This is a genomic window from Ancylomarina sp. (genome assembly GCF_041555295.1).
Taxonomy (GTDB): Bacteria; Bacteroidota; Bacteroidia; order Bacteroidales; family Marinifilaceae; genus Ancylomarina.
On the sequence record NZ_JBFFKR010000015.1, the window covers coordinates 1 to 23,228 of the forward strand.

The window sequence follows — 23,228 nt, forward strand, 5'->3', positions numbered from 1 at the left end:
GCTGTGTTCACGCAAAGGAATCCCCTCGTCATCTTTTGTATAATAGGCCAAAACATTGAGCTCATGGTTTCCTACAATCGCAAAAGCTGAACCATGATCTACCATATTTTTTATCAAGCAAAGACTATCGATCACTCGAAATCCCCTATCTACAAAATCTCCCACAAAAACAGCTTTCCTTTCAGGATGCGCATAAAAGCCAGCCTCCTTCTTATAGCCTAAAGTTTGAAGCATTTCTTCCAAACTTTCAAACTCGCCGTGTATATCTCCTATTATATCGTACAAATCAATTCTATTTTGTAAATATTCATTTCTCATGTGAGATTATATTCAATATCTCAACTTTCTCACTATATCAAAGATATAAAAACAAAAAAAACTCTCCCTATTGCAATGCAATAAGAAGAGTTTATATTTTAAATCTAATTATTATCAAAGATAATCAACTACTATAGCTTGAACAATTTATCGATACTAACTTCTTTCTTAACCTTATTAGGACCAGCGTAAGTAAATTCATTAGTTTTACGACTATACTCGTAGTCTTTCTTCCACTCATCAAAATTAGCAATGATTTTCTTGATCGACTCTACAAAGTAAATAACCTCTTTATTAGTCGTCGTTGGGTGTAATGACCAACGTACCCATCCTGGCTTGTGAGTTAAGTCGCCAGCAGAAATTTCACATGTAATTGACTGAGATTTCTCATGAGTTACATCAAGCATATAGTGACCATAAGTACCTGCACAGGCACAACCTCCACGAACCTGAATCCCGAAGTGGTCATTCAACAACTTCACCAATAAGTTAAAGTGAATATACTCAATATAGAAAGACATAACTCCAATACGCTTCTGACCGTCATCAGCAAGAATCATGACATCATCAACCTCGCGCATCAATTTGAAGGCAAGATCAAGTAACTCTTCTTCACGAGCTTCCATCTTGTCAGTTCCCATCTGATTTTTCACATCGATAGCCAAAGCTGTTCTTATAGATTGGAGGAAACCTGGAGTTCCACCATCTTCACGTGCCTCAATACTATTCACAAACTTATACTCACCCCAAGGGTTGGTCCAGTCTACAGTTCCCCCGCCAGGATGATCAGGAGCCGATTCTGGATCGTAAAGAACTGAGTCGAAAATCATAACACCGGAAGAACCTGGGCCACCAAGGAATTTATGTGGAGAAAAGAAAATACCATCTAATCTACATTCCTCATCAGCAGGATGCATATCGATATCGACATAAGGAGCAGAAGCAGCAAAGTCTACGAAACAGATACCACCATGTTTATGCATCATCTTAGCCATCTGGTGATATGGGGTGATAATTCCTGTTACGTTTGAACACGCACTAAATGAACCAATCTTCATCTTGCGATCAGCATATTTTTCGAGTTGCTTCTCCAACTCATTCAAATCAACAGTAAGGCCTTCTCCTGGAGGCACAACCACAACATCAACATTGGTTTCGTACCATGATGTTTGGTTTGAATGGTGCTCCATATGTGTGATAAATACAACTGGCTTCTCTTTATCTTTTAAGCAAGTTTTAGAATTCATAGGGCCGCACCCCTTTAATCCTAAAATACGTTGTAATTTCACAATAACAGCAGTCATACCGTAACCTGCATGCATCAATACATCATTAGGTCCAGCATTACAATGCTTCTTAATTATATTCTGAGCTTCATGATAACTTTGGGTCATTAAAGTACCAGTAACATTGGTCTCTGTATGCGTGTTTGCGACATAAGGACCAAAATCTTTTAGCATTCTTTTTTCTAAAGGCTTATATAAACGTCCGCTTGCAATCCAGTCGCCGTAAACGATAGTTTGCTTACCAAAAGGAGAATAAAATCGGGCTTCATTTCCAACTGTATTCTTTCGGAACTTTTTGAAATGGTTTTCCAAATTGCTCATTACTTAGGTTAGTTTTATTTGTTTTGTTGTTTATTCAGATTTCACGTGTCTCAAATCATTTAATATTCAGACTGTTTGGTCTGATTTAAGAACGCTCGTAAAATTAGATATTCTAAAAAAGGAATACAAATAGTGGCTGTATATATTCCTATCGCCTAGGCTATTTGTACCTACATCGCTTTCTAAATAAATGATGTATAACTTTGATTATAAGGACTAATAATTAAGAAAGAACTCCATGTGTTTTACAATAAATAACTCCATATCTTATTTAGAATAGATGCCATTTATGAAGAATGAAAGAATTTGATGGGAAAACACTAAATTTGGCTTCATAAAAAAGGGGAATACTCCATTTTTACAATCAAGTCATTTACAGATCACAAAAAAGATATATGGAGACAATTATTCAACTCTTCGAAAAAAGTGTAGAACAATATCCCAATAACCCATTTTTATGGGAAAAAAACGAAGGAGCTTATATGTCACAATCATATAAAGAACTTCACACTGAAGTTCATCTGTTGGCAGCAGGCTTATATGCCATGGGCATAAAAAAAGGAGATCGTATCGGTCTACTCTCTGAAGGAAGAAATGCCTGGGTGCTTTCTGAATTAGGTATCCTCTACACAGGTTCTGTTAACGTTCCTCTATCTATCAAATTGGATGCACAGAACGAATTAAAATTCCGATTACAACATTCTGAGTCAAGATTGGTTATTGTATCAAAAAATCATCTATCTAAAATTAGAGAAATTAAAGATGAACTTGATCTATTAGAACAAATAATCGTAATAGATGATGATGTTGTATTGGAATCGAAAGAAATTTACTTGTCTTCAATAATTGAATTTGGACAAAATATTATTGAATCTGATAAAAAAGAACTTCAAAAGATTTGGTCAACTATTGATGCTGATGATAGTGCAAATATTTCATATACTTCAGGTACAACTGCTGATCCTAAAGGCATCATTTTATCGCATAACAATTACACCTCGAATGTTATACAGGCTTCCAGTTTAATGGACATTCCTGAAACCTATAAAACCTTGCTTATTCTACCATGGGATCACTCCTTTGCTCACACGGCAGGAATTTATAGTTTCATGTTAAAAGGAGCTTCAATAGCTGCTGTTCAGCAAGGTAAGTCGCCTATGGAGGCTTTAAAAAACATTCCGAATAACATTAAGGAAATTCAACCTGATATTATTTTAAGCGTTCCCGCTTTAGCAAAGAACTTTAAAAAGAATATCGAAAAGGGAATTAAGGCAAAAGGACCTAAGGTAGAACGCATGTTCAACAAAGCCTTGAATGTTGCCTATCGCTACAATGGTTTGGGCATCGATAAGGGAAAAGGTACTCGTAAGTTCTTAAAGCCAATTTATAAGTTCTACGATAAGATTCTTTTTTCTAAGATTAGAGCCAACTTTGGTGGTAATCTGAAATTCTTTGTGGGTGGCGGGGCTCTATTGGATATTGAGTTACAACGTTTCTTCTATGCAATTGGCATTCCAATGTACCAAGGCTATGGTTTATCAGAAGCTTCACCCATTATCTCATCCAATGCACATCACCGTCATAAACTAGGTTCATCTGGATTCCTGGTCAATAACATGGATTTCAAAATCTGTGACAATCTAGGGAATATCCTTCCATCTGGTGAAAAAGGTGAGATTATTATTAAAGGTGGTAATGTGATGAAAGGCTACTGGAAAAATGATAAAGCCAGCGCTGAAACTCTTAAGGATGGCTGGTTGCATACTGGTGATATGGGACATATTGACGAGGAAGGCTTTCTATATGTTTCTGGCCGATTTAAATCCTTGTTAATTGCCAACGATGGTGAAAAATTCAGTCCTGAAGGTATCGAAGAAGCATTCGTCGATCAATCATCTTATATTGATCAGTGTCTTTTATACAACAATCAAGATCCATACACCATTGCTATGCTTGTACCCAACAAAGGTGCAATTCAAGCTCATCTGAGAGTAAAAGGATTAGATTCAAAAAGTGATGAAGGGCAAGTTGAAGCACTTAAGCTATTACAATCGGAACTAAACGCATATAAAAAGGGTGGTAAATATCAGGATATGTTCCCACAAAGATGGATGCCTACTGCTATTGGAATTCTACCAGAAGCTTTCACTGAAGAAAATAAACTGGTGAACTCAACCATGAAAGTTGTACGCGACAAAGTGGTTCATTATTTCAATGACCATGTAGATTATTTATATACACCTGATGGTAAAAACTTCTTAAACACTAAAAATAAGGAAACAATCCAGAATTTTTAATTTAAGAACGACCCAAGCAATCGACTAAAACACAAAAGAGATACTATTATAATGAAATTTAACTTTAAAAAGCTCAATAGCCTATTAACTTTAGGCTTGGTATTACTTGCTTTTACATCAAGTGCGAGTGATTCTAACATTGAAAAACAACGTCAAAACTACAATGGTAAGGCACCTAAATATATCTTTTATTTTATTGGAGATGGTATGGGCTTATCTCAAGCCAATGCCGCAGAAGCCTATCTTGGTGCCATTAATGGAAAAAATGGCATCCAAAAACTTGAAATGAGCAAATTCCCTCATCACGGCTTTTACACCACGAATGCTACGGACCGATTTATTACAGGCTCAGCAGCTGCTGGTACAGCTCTAGCCACGGGTCACAAAACCAGTGTTAATACCATTGGTATGAATGCATCAAAACAAAGGCCTCTTCAATCTGTAGCGGAAAGAGCAAGAGATTTAGGCTATAAAGTTGGTATCGTTTCATCAGTGTCTATCGACCATGCTACACCCGCTTCTTTTTATGCTCATCAACCATCCCGAAGCATGTATTATGATATCAGTTTAGATTTGAGTAAATCTAACTTCAATTATTTTGCTGGAGGTGGCATTAAGCATCCTGAAGGCGATGGCAAGTTGGATAAAAACAACATCATGGCTAATTTTGGTATGGGTGCTGAAAAAGAAGTTGATAACAAGGAAACCAATTCTATCGAACTCGCAAAAGAACGTGGTTATCGCCTTTTAAATACTAAATCCGAATTCCAAAGCTTAAGAAAAGGAGATGATAAAATTATTGCAATTGCACCACGTCTGGTTGGAGGTAAGGCATTACCCTATGCCATTGATCAAACGACCAACGATATTACTTTAAGTGAATTCACAAAAAAAGGTATTGAATTATTAGATAATAAAAAAGGTTTCTTCATGATGGTTGAGGGAGGTAAAATTGACTGGACCTGTCATGCTAACGATGCTGCAACTGCCATTAAGGAAGTCATTAACTTTGATGCTGCAATTAAGGTTGCTCTTGATTTCTATAACAAGCATCCAAAAGAAACTTTGATTATTGTTGGAGGTGATCACGAAACCGGTGGAATGGCACTTGGCTTTTCAGGAAGTCACTACCATTCAAATTTTAAGATCCTACAATATCAAAATATATCTAACGATGGGTTTTCAGAAATTGTAGATCAGTATAAAAAAGATAATACTGACAAGTATAAGCTTGAAGATGGAATGGCCTTAGTAAAAAAGCACTTTGGCTTAGGTGATAAAGAAAAAGGACTTGAGCTATCCGCATTCGAAACAAAACAGCTTAAGAACGCTTTCGAACAAAGCATGAATTACAAAAAAGAATTCAATAAAGATGATCAGTTTTACTTGCTATATGGTAGCTACAACCCATTTACTGTAACGGCTTGCCATATTCTATCACAAAAAGCTGGTATTGGCTGGACTTCATTTTCCCACACGGCTACGCCAATTCCTGTCAAAGCCATTGGTGTAGGTTCAGAATTATTCTCAGGCTACTTCGACAATACTGATATGGCCAAAAACATTTTCAGATTACTACAATCTAAATAAGTACACAACAAGGATAAGTCATCTGGCTTATCCTTGTTAACTTTCCTACCTCCATGTTTAAATTAGCTCAAAAATCAGATTTAATTCTAGTTGGTTTACTCCTGCTTATTTGTCTAGGATTGATACTTGCTCCCAATGGTTTTGACAAAACTCCTGATACAAATACCTTACGTGTTAAGGCTTTAGTTCTATCCACCAATAATAATTTAATCGTTGAAACAGGTATCTTAAAAACGGGAACCCAAGTATTACAAATCAAAATACTGAGTGGTCAATTTAAAGGTAAAGAGCTTAGAGCATTCAACCAATTAGTTGGTCGTATGGAGTTCGATAAAATATTTATAAAGGGGGATAAAACACTTACTGTCTTAAATCTAAATGAGAATAAATCTGAAATTCTCAGTGCCAATGTAGTCGATCATTATAGAATTAATATTGAGTTATGGCTTCTGGTTCTTTTCATTATTCTATTAATTGGCTTTGCTGGTTGGACAGGAATAAAAGCCATCCTTTCGTTCCTGTTTACTGGTCTGGCTATTTGGAAACTCTTATTGCCTGGTTTCCTGAAAGGCTTTGCACCTATTCCACTTTCGCTAGGTATTGTTGCATTACTGACTTCTGCCATTATTTTTCTGGTAGCTGGAACAAATAAGAAAGGCACCGTTGCTTTCTTAGGAGCTATGAGTGGGATTGCTATCACTTGCATAATGGCTATCATTTTTGGAGATCTTTTCAATATTCATGGCGCAATTAAACCCTTCTCAGAAACTCTACTCTATTCAGGATTTGCACACTTAAACCTTACTGAAATATTTCTTGCAGGTATCTTCATTTCATCATCAGGCGCCGTTATGGATATTTCCATGGATATTGCTGCTTCACAAGCCGAAGTGATTAATCACAACCCAAGTATCAGTCGGAAAAAGCTTTGTCAGTCTGGCTTCGAAGTTGGGAAAGCGGTTGTTGGCACTATGACAACGACACTACTCCTTGCCTATTCAGGCGGCTTCTCTGCTCTGCTAATGGTATTTATTGCCCAAGGTACACCAATGACCAATATCCTAAACCTTAACTATGTTTCAGGCGAACTACTCCACACACTAGTTGGTAGTTTTGGACTAATTCTGGTTGCTCCATTCACAGCGATTATTGGAAGTTGGATTTTTACACGAAAAAAATAAATTTAAAGCCTTTCACAAACCGACTTCCACTTACTAGATAGTATTAGCGGAAGAATCTATAACCACCCTACTACTTAGATTCATTCAAAATAGAGGAATATATTTTGACTTATTAAAAAATAGGCATATTTTTGATTAACCGATTTAGTAAACCGATTTAGCAAAGAAGCACATTGAAGAAAAAATCAATCAAAGATATCGCGCAAGACTTAGGTCTATCAAAAACAACTGTTTCTTTTGTTCTTAACAACAAAGGAGACGAAAAGAATATAAGTAGTAAAACTCAAAAAAGGGTACTTGATTATATAAGAGAAGTTAACTATCAACCCAATCAAATTGCAAAAAGTTTAAAAAAAGGAAATACGAATACAATAGGCTACTTAGTTCCTGATATTTCCAATCCATTTTTTGCAAAAATAGGACGGCTGCTAGAAGATCATTTTTGGGAAAAAGGTTATCATCTACTTATTGGAAGTACAGATGAGAATAAAGACAAAGAAGAGCAAGTACTAAATATGTTTGTAAATCGTCAAGTTGATGCATTGATAGTCGCATCTTGTTTTATACAAGGTGATTCTATTAAATCATTATTAGAAAACGATTTCCCTCTTGTGTTTTTTGATAGAGAAGATCCAGATGTTGAAGCGAATTATATTTTAGTTGAAAACAAGATTTCAATGAAAAATGCGATTGAAAAAACAATTCAATCAGGATCAAAAAAATTGGGTTTAATTACACTTACTCCCGATGTTTATTCTCTAAAAAATCGTATCGAAGGATATAAGATGGCCTTATCGGACAATCATATTGATTTTGATAATGACTTAATAAGAATAGTTGACAATAACGATTTAAAACATGGGACTGAAAGAGAACTCAGAAAACTTATTGAATCGGGCGTTGACACTATTGTATTTACCAATAACCAGATTGCTGTTGTTGCCATTTGGTTAATGAATACTTATTACAAAGACAGGATAAATGATATCAAGTTTGTAAGTTTCGACAATGTCGATTTATTCGATTATTCTTTACCTAAAGTGATTTCTGTAGCGCAACCGATTGAAAAAATAGCGATGTATTCAACTCAAATTATAGAAGAAATTCTAAACTCTAAAAAGAGTGAAAATAAAAGAATTGAGTTGTCACCAAAACTAATAGAACGAAAATAACAAATGAAAAATAATTACTTAAAATCAGGCCCTATCTTCCTGGCATTTTTATGCATGGGATTTGGCGATGTTGTGGGCCCTCTAACTAGTCAATTACAGGCTGAATATGAATTAACAAATTTCATGGCAGGATTAGTAACCTTTATGGGATTTATAATGTTTGGTTTACTTTCCGTACCAATGGGCTTGTATCAGGACCGTAAAGGGAAAAAACCCGTATTAGTCATTGGAATGATAGCTGCATTAATTGGTTTAATACTTCCAATCTTAGGTGACTTTTCTTCATTTGAATTACTTTTAGCCTCCTTACTACTCTTAGGTACGGGAGCTACAATATTGCAAGTGGCTGGTAATCCTATTATGAGAGATGTTTCACCAGAAGGTAAATTTTCGAGAAATCTTTCGTTCGGACAGTTCTTTAAAGCAATCGGCTCATTATCGGGTGCCCTTCTACCCTTGCTTGCAGCAAAATATTGGGGTTTAGATTGGAAAATTCTTTTCCCTATTTACTCATCGATTCTAATCATTGCAATCATCTATTTATGGTCAGTTAAAATTGAAGAAAAAAGAGATGATTCAGAAACACCAGCATCCTTTAAATCCGTTTTATCATTATTGAAAAATCCTTATATCTTTTTTATGGTGTTAGCTATTTTTCTTTACGTAGGTGCTGAGGTTAGTATGAGTGCTAAGCTTCCAAATTTTTTAGAACACAAATTCAACTTTGATATTAAAGAACTGGGCCTTTGGGGAACATTATTCTTCTTTTTAGCATTAATGGCAGGACGTTTTTTTGGTGGTGTTATTTTAAATTGGATGTCACCTCAAAAATTCCTTAAAATTACAACTATAGTTTCTATAATCGGAATCTTAGGCCTTTTTGTATCTACGAGCTCAATAATGGGATTCGCGTCGATATTTATTATTGGTCTTGGATTTGCGAATATTTTTCCTCTCGTATTTTCAATAACGATTGATGCTATGCCAGAGAGAAGTAATGAAATCTCTGGTTTGATGGTAACGGCAATCATTGGTGGAGCAATTGTTCCTGTTATATTTGGCGCAATAGCTGATATTTTTTCATTAATGGCTGGTTTTATAGTAACTCTAGTGTGTATAGGCTACATTTTAGGCTTATCATTTTATAAAAGAAAGTAAAGACAAATATGAATATATGGAGTGATGAAAGAGTCGTATTAACTCTTGATGCAGGTGGTACAAACTTTGTTTTTTCAGCCATTAAAGGTGGTAAAGAAATTGTAGACCCAATTAGGAAACCTTCTAATGCTAATGATTTGGAACTTTGTTTGAAAACGATAATAAAAGGATTTCAAGAGACTAAGGATTTAATAAAAGAGGATCCTATTGCAATTAGTTTTGCATTCCCAGGTCCTTCAGATTATAAAAAAGGGATTATTGGAGATTTAGCAAATCTTCCCGCTTTTAGAGGTGGTGTAGCTCTTGGGCCTATGTTAGAAGAACACTTTAACATTCCCGTTTTTATTAATAATGATGGGGATCTGTTTGCATATGGTGAAGCTTTGGGAGGAATACTTCCAGAAATCAACAAACGATTACAAAAGGCTAATAGTCCCAAACAATACTCAAACTTGGTTGGTATAACACTAGGTACAGGATTTGGAGGGGGATTAGTCCATAACAATGAACTTTTTATAGGCGACAATTCAATAGCAAGTGAAGTATGGCTGACTAGTTCAAGGATTTTTCCTGAGCGGTTTGCCGAAGAAGGCATTAGCACTCGTGCTATTCAAAGAGAATTCTTAAAAAATGCTTCTAAAGAATATTCTGATAAATTAATGCCTAAAGATGTTTCTGACATAGCTTTAGATCTTAATAATTCTGATCAGAAAGCAGCGCTTGGCGCTTTTGAGATGTTTGGGAGGTGCTTGGGAGATAGTTTAGCTAACCTATTAACATTAACCGATGGTATTGCTGTTATTGGAGGAGGATTAACAGGAGCACACGATTTGTATATGCCATCAGTTATGGCTGAAATCAATGGTGAGTTTTTGACTTCGGAAGGTGAAAATCAGCCTAGATTAGTACAGAAAGTATATAATATAGATCAGGAAGAAGATTATCAGGAATTTATTAAAGATCGTTCTAAGGAAATTATTATCCCAGGAACTAATAAAAGTATAAAATATGATCCAGAACCTCGCTTAGCTATTAGTTCTAGTAAACTCGGAGCAAGTAAAGCCATTGGAATTGGAGCCTATGCTTTTGCCCTAAAGAAGATAAATGACAAATAAAACTAAGAAAGCTATCAATTAATACTTGATAGCTCTTGCAAAATATTTTTTTACTAAACATGCTAAATCGGTTTAGTAATTAACATTTTCAACTTTTTATATTAAAACCAAACCAGTGTCATGTTAACCAAATTGTTTAATCCATTTACAATTAATATTTACTAACTATGAAGAAGTATGTTTTACGAAGTCTTCATTCAAGCTTAACTAACCCATTGAGGCTTGAAAGAAAGATAGGAGTTTTAGCTTTGCTTTTTGCAATAATGGTCTTGCCATTATCAGTGAATGCAAACGTTGTCAGTTTCTCTGAAGCAAACTTAACAGTTGCCTCTCAAAAACTTATTAAGGGAATTGTTACTGAAGAAGATGGAGCTTCATTACCTGGAGTTTCAGTAGTGGTAAAAGGAACCACAATAGGAACAGTAACAGATATCAATGGAAAATTCGAGATCACAGTTCCAAACGAATCTAATATTTTGATATTTAGCTTCATTGGAATGTTAACTCAAGAAATTAATATTGATTCTCAATCAGAATTAGCAGTTGTACTTCTTACTGATGCAAAACAAATGAACGAGGTTGTTGTAACAGCTTTAGGCATTAAAAGAGAAAAGAAAGCATTAGGATATGCTGTTCAGGATGTTAAATCTGACGAACTAACTCAAGCAGGTAATTCTGATTTGGCAAGTTCACTTCAGGGCAAAGTTGCAGGAGTTCAAATTAACCAATCAGGTGGTGGTATCGGTGGCACGACCCGTATTGAAATTAGAGGTGCCAGTTCTTTATCTGGTAATAACGCACCTCTATGGGTTGTTGATGGTGTTCCTTTTGATGATGGTAACAGTAGAGATGGTTCGATTTGGGGAGGAACTTCGAGAGCAGGTGGTGCTTTTGATTTGAATCCAGAAGATATTGAGTCTATTTCTATTCTAAAAGGGCCTAATGCTGCTGCACTTTATGGAGAACGTGGTGGTAATGGTGTTATTCTGGTAACAACAAAGAAAGGAAAAAGAGGAGAAGGACTAGGAATTAACTACTCTGGAAGTTTTACTTTTTCCGAAGCATCATATATGCTCGATCTTCAAGACAAATATGGTCAAGGTACCAAAGGAGAATACGACAATACCAATACTTCATCATGGGGACCTCAAATGAAAGGTCAAATGTTTGAATCATGGACAGGTGAAACCATTGCATATGAGGCTCAAAAAGATCGACTAAAAGACTTCACAAGAACAGGAGTTGCACAAAAACACAATGTTTCATTTACTGGTGGAAACGATGAAGGTGCCTACCGTGTATCTATAGGAAAAGATATTCTGAATGGTATCTATGAAGATCATAAAGTTGAGAAAACAACTTTTGATTTAAGAGCTGATTATGACATAAATAAATGGTTAAATATTGACACCAAACTTTCTTATTTTTTAACTGAAGGTAACGAGCGTCCTGAAATTGGCACTTATAGTTATGTGTCTTATTTCAATACAATGCCTATGAATATCCGAAATCAAGATCTGGCTCCTGGTTACGATATTATTGGTGGCAAGCATGTTGAAAAATTATACACGACTGCAAACGCTGGCAACAGAAACCCATATTTCCTTCAGTCTCAGACGACAAACTATGATCAGAAAAACAGAACCTTTGGTTATGTTGCGGCAAACATCAAATTGACTTCTGATCTGAAAGCAAAATTTAAGTATGGTATGGATTTCTACCAATTTTCAAGTGTTGAAGGTTATCGATATGCTGATAATGTAGATGCATCCAGACCAAATTATAATACGTCTCAATCCAATTTTAAAGAAGAAAATTATGAATTTTTAGTGTCCTACAATAAGGATATCAATGAAGATTTTAAAATAGGATTAAATGTAGGTGCAAACAGTATGAATCGATTTTCTAAAGATTTAAGAGCCACTTCAGGACGATTGAGTTCAGAGGGTGATTTCTTTTTAGGTGCTGGTTCAAATATAAATGCTAGCGAAAGTATTTCTGAATCAGAAGTTCGATCGATATATGGATTTGGACAGGTTGCATACAAGAATTTTTTATTCTTAGATTTTACTGCTCGTAACGACTGGTCGTCTACACTAACAGCATCGGACGCTGAATTCGATAATTCTTATTTCTATCCTTCTCTTAGTTTAAGTGCAATTGTTTCTGATATGACAGATTTGCCTGAATTTATTTCATTCGCAAAAGTTAGAGGATCATGGGCACAAGTAGGAAAAGCTACTAGCCCATATGGCACAAGTCAAAGTTTCATGCTAGAAAATTGGAATTTTGGATTAACAAATGCTAAAATACCGACGACTCAAGTTGTTCAAGATCTAAAACCAGAGATTTCGACATCATGGGAAATTGGTGCTGATATGAGATTTCTTAATAATCGCATAGGTTTAGATTTTACCTATTACAATGAAGAAACCGAAAACCAAATTTTAGCCGTACCAACAGTACAAAGTTCTGGTTACGATTTACGCCTAATTAATGCGGGTTTAATTACCAATAAGGGTATTGAATTCATGCTAACAACTGTCCCTGTGAAAACCAATGATTTTAGATTAGGGATAGATTTTAATTTTGCGAAAAATGAAGGTATTCTTGAAGAGTTAGCTGAAGGTATTCCTGAATATGATTTAGGTATGGGCGTGATGGCTCTTCCTGGTGAAAAACTAGGTGTCATTCGTGGTAGCGTTTACAACAGAACCGAAAGTGGTGCTCTAATCGTTGATGATAACGGTTTACAAACAACTGCTCAGGGTGATGATCATATCCTTGGAAACATTCAAGCTGACTGGACTGGATCCATTAATATAAATGCAGAATATAAGGGTTTCTTTCTTTCGGCATTGATGTCTATCCAAGAAGGTGGTGATATTATTTCGACTTCAGAACAAGGAGCTGTTTCTTCAGGAACTGCAGCTAGAACGACAGAAAACAATCGTATGTCATTATTTGTTGATGGCGTAACTGCTGATGGTGGAGCTAATAATGTCATGATTAGTGCTGAAGAATATTGGAGACAATTATCAAAGGTAGATGAAGAGTTTATTTATGATGCGTCTCACATGAAATTGAAAGAACTAGCTATTGGTTACAATATTCCTAGATCAATTTTAAATAAAATCCCTCATAATCCTGTAAAATCAGCTAGGCTTTCTCTTGTAGGTAGAAACTTATTCTATTTCTATAAGCATACACCTGGAACTTCTCCTGATGCAAGTGCTTATAGTTCTTCATTAGCAGCTCAGGCATTTGATTTCTCACCAGTTCCTGCAACGAGAACTTATGGATTTTCGCTTAATGTTGGTTTTTAATTATTAAATAAAAGAATATCATGAAAAAAATATATTTAGGCCTAATTTCACTGGGACTATTCGTTTTATCTAGTGGCTGTTCTGATGATTTTGGGGATATGAATGTCCCATCTGATGCAGTAACTGATGTTGAACCAAAGTTTTTCTTTAGTTCAATGGAACAACAAGTATTTCGAAATTATCAGCGTAATATCAATCTTTATCCTGATTTATATTCACAGTATTGGGCCAATACCGTTTCGGGTTTTGGATCACCTCGCTACGAATATGTTGATGGGTGGATAGGCAATCAATGGAAAGAATTTTACACTGAACAGTTGCGTAAATCGTTGGCTATTGACGCTTCATATTCAGAAAACCCTGTATATGTTGACGCACTGGCTATTAAAGACATTTTGATGTGTTATTGGTGGTCAAGAATGACAGATACTTATGGCGATATCCCCTATTTTGAAGCTGGCAATGGTGAAGGTGTTCCATATACATCACAAGAGGATATTTACACCGATTTATTCGCAAGATTAGATACTGCTATCAAAAGCATTACTGGCGGAGAAGAACAGTATAAATACAACGATGGTTACGACCTTATTTATGATGGTGACGCAAGTCAGTGGCAAAAATTTGGAAACTCGCTTCGCTTACGTTTAGCCATGAGAATTTCCAATATTGATCCTGCAAAAGCACAAGCTGAAGTTCAGGCTGCAATAAATGGTACAGGAGGCTTATTAATAAGCAACGATGATGTCGCTAAAGTTCCGATGTGGAGCCAGGGATGGTATGATTACATACATCAAATGGCTTGGAACTGGGGTAATGTTCGTATGTCTAAAACCTTCTCCGACAATCTGTATAACCAATCAAGTGCCGGTGAAGATCCTCGCGCATCAAAATGGTTTGCATATAAAGTAGATGGTGAAACAAAAACTAAAGAAGAAGCTGGTTTCGATAAGTATGAAGGAATCGAAAACGGATATAATCTGGTTCCTGCGAATTCAGATGATAATTATGCGACTATAAATCTTGAAGGTGGCTATATCGATTTTGAAGGTGATGGCGCTGCTAATAAGATGTATTGTCCTATCATGTTCTACTCTGAAGTAAAATTCTTACTTGCCGAGGCAGCATTACGAGGATGGGCTACTGGAGATGCAAACGCCCTTTACAAAGAAGGTGTAGCTGCATCAATGGAATATGTAGGTGTAGACGGCGGCGATGCCACAACTTATATTAATGGATTAAATAACCTTTCTGGTTCAAATGAAACACAGTTAAAACAACTGATTACTCAAAAGTGGGTAGCCAACTTCCCTAATGGTGTTGAAGGTTGGGCTGATTTCAGAAGAACAGACTATCCTAATGTAACCTTACCAAAAGACGGTGTAAGTGGCAGCTCTACAGTCGCCAGTGGTACTTGGGTAAAAAGAGTTCGCTATCCTGACAATGAACATTTACAGAATGAAGTTAACATGCCATCAGAATTAAATACCTTAGATGGAGACAGAATGGATATTCGTTTATGGTGGGATACTGCTGATACAAAAACCAAAACGGGTGGTATAATGAATAGCAATTTCTAATTAGAAAAAACTAACAGGGTGAGTTGGAGACCACACTCTCCTTCCACTTTGTTTAAACTTTGTTATATGAAAACAATGAAATTAAATATAAAAATATTGTCTTTTCTTGCTGCTTTTCTAATGGTTTTCACCATTGCAGCTTGTGATGATGATGATAATTTAGGTCAGGTTGATGCAGCCTCACTGGAATCTTTAATAACAGAAGCTCAAGCTTTAATTAACAATAGCCAAGAGGGAACAAGTCCTGGAGATTTTAAGCCAGGTTCTAAAAAAGAATTACAAAATGTTTTAACATGGGTCGATTGGAAAGTTGCCAATGCAGAATCTCAGGATGATGTGACTGATGCTGCTGTAAAGCTTCAGGTTTATATTGACAAATTTAAAGCGAGTATTGTGACTTTGGCAGTTCCTATTATCGGTCAATCAAACGATACCTACATTCTTATTTCTGATAATATTAAACCTCTGTTTAATCAGAGTTTCACTATCGAAACAAAGATCTATGTTGTTGATTTAGCTACAAAAGGGTATTCAAACAACATATTTGGGACTGAGCAATCAGGACCTGATAGTGGTTTTGTGATTCGTTATTTCGGCGATGGAGGTATTCACTTAAACGTAGGTAGCGGCAGTGGATGGAATACTATAGAATCAGATCCTGGAGTAATAAAAGCTGGTGAGTGGATGCATATTGTATTTGTAAATGAAATTAGCAGCCAAAAACTATATGTTAATGGTGTTGAAGTTTTATCGCAAAACAAAGAATATATGCCAGCTCCTGAAGCTTCATTCGTGATCGGAAACGGTCCTACTTGGACTGACCGTGTTATAAACGGAATGATTAAAGATTTTAGAGTTTGGTCCTCGGCCAGAACTACAGCACAAATTACCGATAATGTAGATGCAACATTTGAAAACACAGAAGCTGATTTAGCCATGTATTTCCCATTCGATGCTGACCTAGGTAATGAATTCAAAGACAATACAGGAAAATACACAGCCACCTTTAAGGGGGAAATTGCTTGGGCTGCTAATGGAATTCCTCCGGTTATCGTACTTGACTTCTCTGCACTAAATACATCTATCGCAGCTGCTACAAGCTTAAAAGCTGAAGTTGTTGAGAGTTCTACGGATGGTGATTATCCAATTGGAACACAAGATTATATTCAAGCTCTTATAGACGATGGGAATGATCTTATAGCCAATGCTAAAAAGCAAACTGAAATTGACGAAAAAGCTGCATCAATTAATACCAAATTAGAATTAGTAAAAGATAATTTGGTAGCCGATGCTACAGGTATTTATATCGACCGTGAAGATTCAGATGCTGTTGGTTTTAGAATTACACCTAACTATACACCACAAGGTGATTATACAGTTGAATTTGATGTTAATATTAAAACATTCGCTGGCTATGGTACAGGTGAGCTTTTCAATAATGGAAACTATGGAATCTGGGTTTATGGTTACGAAGAATTAACTGAAGAGAATCTACTTAAATCTGGTGGATTATGGAACTTTACCAATGCAGGAAACGGCTGGCAAGGACCAAAAACAGATCCTTTGGTAATGACTCCAGGTGAATGGCAGCATGTAGCTATTGTACATGACAATACAGCTCGAACAACAATTTTATATGTTGACGGAGTTCAAAAAGCGATTCAAGAAGACATCGGAGCTCCTGAAAATTCAGGATGGGGTGAAACTTGGCTAGGAAACGGTTGGGGTAAAATGGATGGCTCAATCAAAGATTTTCGTCGTTGGGATGTAGCACGTGCAGCTGCAGACTTAAACTCTGATATAGACGGTACAGAAACTGGCCTAAATGCATATTTCCCTCTTGATCAAGTAGCTGGTATCAAATTCAAAGATGCTACTGGTAATTATGATGGTGAAATGAGAGGTATTAAGTGGAATGTTGAGTAATAAGTAGGTGTGAATAATGGAGCTACCTAAAAGGGTAGCTCCATTTCTATTACTCAAACAAAATCATCATCTTTAATAAACAAATAACCAAGAATAAGCAAAGCTATGTTCCCCACTAAAAAGCAATTCTTTTTCATTTTGATAATTCTAACACTATCAAATTCTTTGTTTGCTCAATCCTCGAAAATTATGTCCTTTAATATTCGATACGATAACAAATGGGATACCGAGAATAACTGGATGCTTCGCAGAGGCAAGCTTATTAAACTAATCGATTATTATCAACCTGATATAATTGCAACACAAGAAGGACTTTATAACCAAATCTCATATATAGACAGTGCTTTAATCGATTATAATTACGTTGGTATAGGAAGAGAAGATGGCAAAACTGCTGGAGAGTATTGTGCCATTTTTTACAATGTAACAAAATACAAAAACATTAACCATTCCACATTCTGGCTATCAGGAACACCAGATTCGATATCGGAGGGATGGGATGCCGCTCTGGAAAGAATCTGTACTTATGGTCTTTTTGAGGACCTGAAGACTAAAGAAAGAATATACATTTTTAATGCACATTTTGATCACCAGGGAAAAGTAGCACAAGAAAATTCTGCTCGATTAATATTAAAGAAAATTGAGACAATCAATCAAGAAAATTTATCAGTCATTCTTATGGGAGATTTAAATGTGACTCCTGAAGAAAAGACTATTACAATATTAAAAGAAGAACTGAGGGATGCTATCAGCCTCACTTCTTCCCCATTTTATGGTCCAAAGGGCACATTTAATGCTTTTAAAAATAAACCTGTAACCAAACGTATAGATTACTGTTTTGTAAAAAACATCAACATACTAAGCTATTCTCATATTGACGACAGATTAGATAATGATAAACATATTTCAGATCATTACCCTATTCTGATGAATATGAAGCTAATAGATGAAAAAGCTGTAATTGGCCTAAATAAAGACAAATAAAGCCTCGAGCTTACAAATATACATCCTTACAACACAAGTTTTAACAGAAGAAAAATGCACAACCAAAACTCAATAAGAACGCTATTCCTATTATTTATAATGGGCATCAGTCTAATATCTTGTCAGTCTGATGAAAACGAAACAACTAAGGAAGAAAATTACATTCAGTTTGTTGATCCACTTATCGGATCTGGAGGACATGGTCATGTTTTTGTGGGAGCAAGTGTTCCATTTGGAGCTGTGCAATTGGGCCCTAACAATATCAAAATGACCTGGGATTGGTGCTCGGGTTACCATTATTCTGATACAACAATCATCGGTTTTTCTCATACACACCTAAGTGGAACCGGCATAGGTGACTTAGGAGATGTACTAATGATGCCTGTCAGTAACTTAAAAAATGTAGACACATCCGCTTTAGTTGCTAAAAACAGACTTTCGGCATTTTCGCATGATAATGAAACTGTTAAAGCAGGCTATTACGCTGTTCACTTAGATCGATATGATATCGATGTTGAATTAACAGCATCTGAACGTGTTGGTTTACAAAAGTACAAGTACAATAAAGAAGGAGATTCCCAACTCATAATCGACTTAGGAAGAGGAATTGGTTGGGATAAACTTGAAGATGGCAGCATTGAAAAATTGGATGCTTATACCATTGGCGGACATCGCTTTTCTAAAGGATGGTCAAAAGATCAGCGACTATTTTATGTCACTCAGTTTTCAAAGAAAATTAAAAACCTGACGATTGTTGATTCTACGCTTCAATTAGCAATCCTGGAGTTCGAGGGTAATGGTGAACTGATGGTTAAAACAGGAATTTCACCACTTAGCATTAAAGGAGCCAGCAATAATATTAAGGCTGAAATTCTGGAATGGGATTTTAACGAGGTTCTTGCTCAAGCAGAAACAAAATGGAACAAAGAGCTGGGAAAAATAGCAGTTAAAACTGATAGTAAAGAGGATTTAAGAACATTCTATACTGCCATGTTCCATACCATGATTGCTCCTTCCCTATTTAATGATGCAAATAAAGATTATTTAGGAACGGATAAGAAAGCCTACTCCAATGTCACTTTTGATAACTACTCTGTGTTTTCATTATGGGATACCTACAGAGCTGCTCATCCATTATTTACCCTTACTCAGCCTGAGCGTGTCGATGATATGGTGAATTCGATGTTAGCCATTTATCAGCAACAAGGAAAATTACCTGTATGGCACCTTATGGGATCCGAAACCAATACGATGGTAGGCTATCATGCAGTACCAGTAATAGTTGATGCTTTTCTAAAGGGATTCAAAGGATTCAATATCGATCTAGCTTATGAAGCTGTTAAAGCATCCGCTATGCGAGACGAAAGAGGATTAAATTACCTTAAAGAAAAAAGGTTTATTCCTGCTGAAAAGGAAATAGAATCAGTAGCTAAAGCCTTGGAATATGCAATTGACGATTGGTGTATTGCACAAATGGCTAAAAAATTAAATAAGACTGAAGATTTCAAGTATTATTCTGAAAGAGCTAAATACTATCAGGAATACTTCGATAAGGAAAGTCAATTTATGAGAGGAAAATTGGAAGATTCTTCATGGAGAACACCTTTCAATCCAATAAAATCTACTCATCGCGAAGATGATTATTGTGAAGGTAATGCCTGGCAATACACATGGTTAGTGCCTCAAGATGTAGAAGGATTAATCGCTTTATTCGATAACGAAGAACAGTTTATCACAAAACTAGATAGTTTGTTTTCTATTTCATCTGAATTAAACGAAGGTGCATCTTCTGATATTACGGGTTTAATTGGACAATATGCTCATGGCAACGAACCAAGTCATCACACCACTTATTTGTATGCTTACGCTGGTCAGCAGTATAAAACAGCTGATAAGGTCCGTTTCATTATGAAAGACTTATACACGGATAAAACGGATGGTTTGTGCGGAAACGAAGACTGTGGGCAAATGTCAGCTTGGTATATCATGTCTTCAATGGGAATTTATCCTGTAAACCCTGCTAACGGGGCTTATGTTTTTGGTAGTCCAATTTTCGACGAAGCATCTATTAACTTACCTGAAAATAAGAAGTTCAATATTATTGCTCAAAACAATAGTAAAACAAATATTTATATTCAGTCAGCGACATTAAATGGGGAAGCTTATAGCAAAACCTTTATAACTCATAAAGACATTTTAAAAGGAGGAAGCTTAGTTTTCGAAATGGGCCCAAAGCCTAATAAAACCTTTGGTAAAAACATGCAAGACAGACCTAAATCAATTGTTTATTAGACAATAGTACGTTAGATTCCTGTAATTAGTCCGACTGATAATAAGAGTAAAATAAAAACGAAACAAACCATTATTAGAATAAAAACACCAGTTTTCAAATAGAAAACAGAAAAGTTCGGGTAATATTCCTAACAATTAGGAATCCATACCGAAACACTCTCAATAAAAACAGAATGACTAAAAGTAGAAACAGAGAAACTCTAAAATAAAACGGAAGAACTCGAAGAACAAACAGATATACTCTCAAGAAAAACCGAAGAACTAAAAATAAAAACAGAGAAACACATATAAATGTTCGGAGAACTGAATAGGAAAATAGAATACTTCCCATTTTGTACCAGATAAATTTAAAAATATGAACAAGAGAACCATTTATTTATTAATTATACTAAGCTTGTTTTTTCAGATAAAAACAAGCTTAGCCTCAAAGCCAGATACCACCCTACTACAATGGGTTAATCCCCTAATGGGAACCGACTCTGATCATGGCTTGTCAAATGGTAATACCTATCCAGCAGTGGCACTGCCATGGGCCATGAACTTTTGGACGCCCCAAACAGGAAAAATGGGCGACGGCTGGTGTTATGCTTATGATGCCAAAACCATTCGCGGCATAAAACAAACCCATCAACCTAGTCCCTGGATTAACGACTATGCTGCTTTTTCATTAATGGCTGTAACGGGTGATTTAAAGTTTAAAGAAGATGAAAGAGCTTCATGGTTTTCACACAAATCTGAAATCTCAAAACCAAATTACTACAAGGTTTACCTTGCAGATTATGACGTAAGTGTAGAGTTAACACCAACAGACAGAGCGGCTATGTTTCGCTTCACATTTCCTGAGAACAAAAACTCTTACATTCTTCTAGATGGTTTTTTCAAAGGATCAGAAGTGACGATTCTACCTGAGCAAAGAAAAATAATTGGATATTGCCGAAATAACAGTGGCGGAGTACCTGATAATTTCCACAATTATTTTGTTGCTGAGTTTGATAAAGATTTTGAACTGACTCACACATGGGACGGTGATAAATTAAACGAGAATTCAAAAACTGCTACCGGAGAACACGTGGGTGCTGTTATCGGATTTAAAACTAAAAAAGGGGAACCGGTTCATGTAAAAGTTGCCTCATCTTTTATTAGTCCTGAACAAGCACAATTAAACTTAGATCGTGAAATCGGCAACAAAAAGTTTGATCAAGTTCAATCGGAAGCAAAACAAGCTTGGAATAAAGAATTATCAAGAATAAAGGTAGAAGGTGGTACAGATGATCAAATGAAAACCTTCTATTCTTGCTTGTATCGCGTCTTATTATTTCCACGCAAATTTCATGAGATTAACGATAAAAATGAAGTGGTTCATTACAGTCCCTACAATGGTGAAGTACTGCCCGGTTATATGTTTACTGATAATGGCTTTTGGGATACATTTCGGGCAGTCTTTCCATTTTTCACATTAATGTACCCTGAGTTGAACGCTCAAATCATGGAAGGTTTAGCAAATACCTACAAGGAAAGTGGTTGGTTACCCGAATGGGCTAGTCCTGGTCACAGAGGTTGTATGATTGGTTCTAACTCGGCATCCTTAATTGCTGATTCCTATTTAAAAGGGATTAGAGGATACGATATTGAAACGCTATACGAAGCCATTCTAAAAAACACTAAATCCTATAAGAAAGATATTACTTCGGTAGGTCGATTTGGGGCTGAATATTATAACAAGCTGGGTTATGTGCCCTATAATGTTGGTGTTAATGAGAATACTGCAAGAACTTTGGAATATGCATATGCCGACTTCTGCATTTACAAACTGGCAATAGAACTAGGCAGACCACAGGAAGAAATTGACTTGTTTGCCCAAAGAGCTCAGAATTATAGAAATGTATTCGATTCGGAAACAGGATTAATGCGAGGTAAAAACCAAGATGGCACATTTCAATCGCCTTTCAATCCTTTAAAATGGGGCGATGCCTTTACCGAAGGAAACAGTTTACACTATACCTGGTCTGTTTTTCAGGATATTCAGGGCTTGATCAATTTAATGGGTGGAGAAAAGAAATTCATCTCTACTTTGGATGGTGTGTTTAATATGCCTCCAAAATTTGATGCTTCCTATTATGGTTTTACCATTCATGAAATTCGTGAAATGCAAATCGCCAACATGGGAAATTATGCTCACGGTAATCAACCTATTCAGCACATGATTTACTTGTACAATTATGCTGGTCAACCTTGGAAAACTCAGTCACACATCAGAGAGGTAATGGACAGATTATACACCCCACTACCTGATGGCTATTGTGGTGATGAAGACAATGGACAAACTTCAGCTTGGTATGTCTTCAGTGCAATGGGCTTTTATCCTGTTTGTCCGGGTAGAGATGAATATGTTTTTGGCTCTCCCCTATTCAAAAAAATGACAATCAGCTTAGAGAATGGTGAGACATTCATAATAAACTCGAAGGAGAATTCATCGGAGAATGTATATATAAACGACATTAAGCTTAACGATAAAAATCACAAACTTAATTTCATAAAACATCAGGATATTCTTAAGGGCGGCATACTAGACTTTAAAATGTCGAATAAGCCAAACTTTAAAAGAGGAACCAAGAAAAGCGCTTACCCATCGTCAATGTCAAAATAAAAATTTAGACTTAAGCTATAAGATTTCACTTATAG

General features: G+C 36.0%; 14 protein-coding genes. 12 read left to right on the plus strand and 2 right to left on the minus strand.

The genetic code is table 11. The features are described 5' to 3' along the window. The coding region (locus ABY905_RS02590) for a metallophosphoesterase (RefSeq protein WP_372640142.1) at positions 1 to 318 on the minus strand (318 nt) is incomplete at its 3' end. Between the two features lie 131 nt (positions 319 to 449). Continuing rightward, entirely contained in the window at positions 450 to 1,925 is a 1,476-nt protein-coding gene (locus tag ABY905_RS02595) for an aminotransferase class V-fold PLP-dependent enzyme (protein ID WP_372640144.1), read from the minus strand. A gap of 395 nt (positions 1,926 to 2,320) precedes the next feature. On the opposite strand from ABY905_RS02595, the gene ABY905_RS02600 reads away from it, so the two are divergent. From ABY905_RS02600 to ABY905_RS02655, 12 genes are all read left to right on the plus strand, one after another. After that, the gene (locus ABY905_RS02600) at positions 2,321 to 4,222 is read left to right on the plus strand and encodes a long-chain fatty acid--CoA ligase (RefSeq protein WP_372640146.1); all 1,902 of its coding nucleotides are present in this window, start codon (positions 2,321 to 2,323) and stop codon (positions 4,220 to 4,222) included. A 51-nt stretch (positions 4,223 to 4,273) separates the two neighbouring features. Continuing rightward, positions 4,274 to 5,812 carry an alkaline phosphatase gene (locus tag ABY905_RS02605; protein WP_372640148.1) on the plus strand — a complete coding sequence of 513 codons (1,539 nt, stop codon included), beginning with the start codon at positions 4,274 to 4,276 and terminating at the stop codon, positions 5,810 to 5,812. A 53-nt stretch (positions 5,813 to 5,865) separates the two neighbouring features. After that, positions 5,866 to 6,993: a YibE/F family protein gene (locus ABY905_RS02610; protein WP_372640150.1), complete on the plus strand. Its 1,128-nt coding sequence runs from the start codon at positions 5,866 to 5,868 to the stop codon at positions 6,991 to 6,993. Positions 6,994 to 7,166: 173 nt separating this feature from the next. Further along, the gene (locus ABY905_RS02615; RefSeq protein ID WP_372640152.1) at positions 7,167 to 8,165 is read left to right on the plus strand and encodes a LacI family DNA-binding transcriptional regulator; all 999 of its coding nucleotides are present in this window, start codon (positions 7,167 to 7,169) and stop codon (positions 8,163 to 8,165) included. 3 nt (positions 8,166 to 8,168) lie between these two features. Continuing rightward, complete coding sequence (locus tag ABY905_RS02620) at positions 8,169 to 9,323, plus strand: sugar MFS transporter (protein ID WP_372640154.1); 1,155 nt, start codon at positions 8,169 to 8,171, stop codon at positions 9,321 to 9,323. A gap of 8 nt (positions 9,324 to 9,331) precedes the next feature. Continuing rightward, complete coding sequence (locus tag ABY905_RS02625; protein WP_372640156.1) at positions 9,332 to 10,438, plus strand: ROK family protein; 1,107 nt, start codon at positions 9,332 to 9,334, stop codon at positions 10,436 to 10,438. A gap of 167 nt (positions 10,439 to 10,605) precedes the next feature. Further along, on the plus strand, positions 10,606 to 13,764 hold the full coding sequence (locus ABY905_RS02630) for a SusC/RagA family TonB-linked outer membrane protein (protein WP_372640158.1): 3,159 nt from the start codon (positions 10,606 to 10,608) through the stop codon (positions 13,762 to 13,764). Between the two features lie 20 nt (positions 13,765 to 13,784). Next, positions 13,785 to 15,344, plus strand: coding sequence for a SusD/RagB family nutrient-binding outer membrane lipoprotein (locus tag ABY905_RS02635; protein ID WP_372640160.1), 1,560 nt, complete (start codon positions 13,785 to 13,787; stop codon positions 15,342 to 15,344). Positions 15,345 to 15,410: 66 nt separating this feature from the next. Beyond that, positions 15,411 to 17,270, plus strand: a complete 1,860-nt coding sequence (locus ABY905_RS02640; protein WP_372640162.1) for a LamG-like jellyroll fold domain-containing protein — start codon at positions 15,411 to 15,413, stop codon at positions 17,268 to 17,270. Between the two features lie 189 nt (positions 17,271 to 17,459). Further along, the gene (locus ABY905_RS02645) at positions 17,460 to 18,254 is read left to right on the plus strand and encodes an endonuclease/exonuclease/phosphatase family protein (protein ID WP_372640164.1); all 795 of its coding nucleotides are present in this window, start codon (positions 17,460 to 17,462) and stop codon (positions 18,252 to 18,254) included. Positions 18,255 to 18,308: 54 nt separating this feature from the next. Continuing rightward, entirely contained in the window at positions 18,309 to 20,546 is a 2,238-nt protein-coding gene (locus ABY905_RS02650; protein WP_372640166.1) for a GH92 family glycosyl hydrolase, read from the plus strand. Positions 20,547 to 20,901: 355 nt separating this feature from the next. Then, positions 20,902 to 23,193, plus strand: a complete 2,292-nt coding sequence (locus tag ABY905_RS02655) for a GH92 family glycosyl hydrolase (RefSeq protein ID WP_372640168.1) — start codon at positions 20,902 to 20,904, stop codon at positions 23,191 to 23,193. Positions 23,194 to 23,228: the final 35 nt, after the last annotated feature.

Excerpts from the sequence above, each read along its gene's own strand:
- ABY905_RS02595 (WP_372640144.1), bottom strand. The coding sequence starts at position 1,925 with ATGAGCAATTTGGAAAACCATTTCAAAAAGTTCCGAAAGAATACAGTT.
- ABY905_RS02625 (WP_372640156.1), top strand. The coding sequence starts at position 9,332 with ATGAATATATGGAGTGATGAAAGAGTCGTATTAACTCTTGATGCAGGT.
- ABY905_RS02620 (WP_372640154.1), top strand. The coding sequence starts at position 8,169 with ATGAAAAATAATTACTTAAAATCAGGCCCTATCTTCCTGGCATTTTTA.
- ABY905_RS02650 (WP_372640166.1), top strand. The coding sequence starts at position 18,309 with ATGCACAACCAAAACTCAATAAGAACGCTATTCCTATTATTTATAATG.
- ABY905_RS02600 (WP_372640146.1), top strand. The coding sequence starts at position 2,321 with ATGGAGACAATTATTCAACTCTTCGAAAAAAGTGTAGAACAATATCCC.
- ABY905_RS02635 (WP_372640160.1), top strand. The coding sequence starts at position 13,785 with ATGAAAAAAATATATTTAGGCCTAATTTCACTGGGACTATTCGTTTTA.
- ABY905_RS02640 (WP_372640162.1), top strand. The coding sequence starts at position 15,411 with ATGAAAACAATGAAATTAAATATAAAAATATTGTCTTTTCTTGCTGCT.
- ABY905_RS02630 (WP_372640158.1), top strand. The coding sequence starts at position 10,606 with ATGAAGAAGTATGTTTTACGAAGTCTTCATTCAAGCTTAACTAACCCA.
- ABY905_RS02645 (WP_372640164.1), top strand. The coding sequence starts at position 17,460 with ATGTCCTTTAATATTCGATACGATAACAAATGGGATACCGAGAATAAC.
- ABY905_RS02655 (WP_372640168.1), top strand. The coding sequence starts at position 20,902 with ATGAACAAGAGAACCATTTATTTATTAATTATACTAAGCTTGTTTTTT.
- ABY905_RS02605 (WP_372640148.1), top strand. The coding sequence starts at position 4,274 with ATGAAATTTAACTTTAAAAAGCTCAATAGCCTATTAACTTTAGGCTTG.
- ABY905_RS02610 (WP_372640150.1), top strand. The coding sequence starts at position 5,866 with ATGTTTAAATTAGCTCAAAAATCAGATTTAATTCTAGTTGGTTTACTC.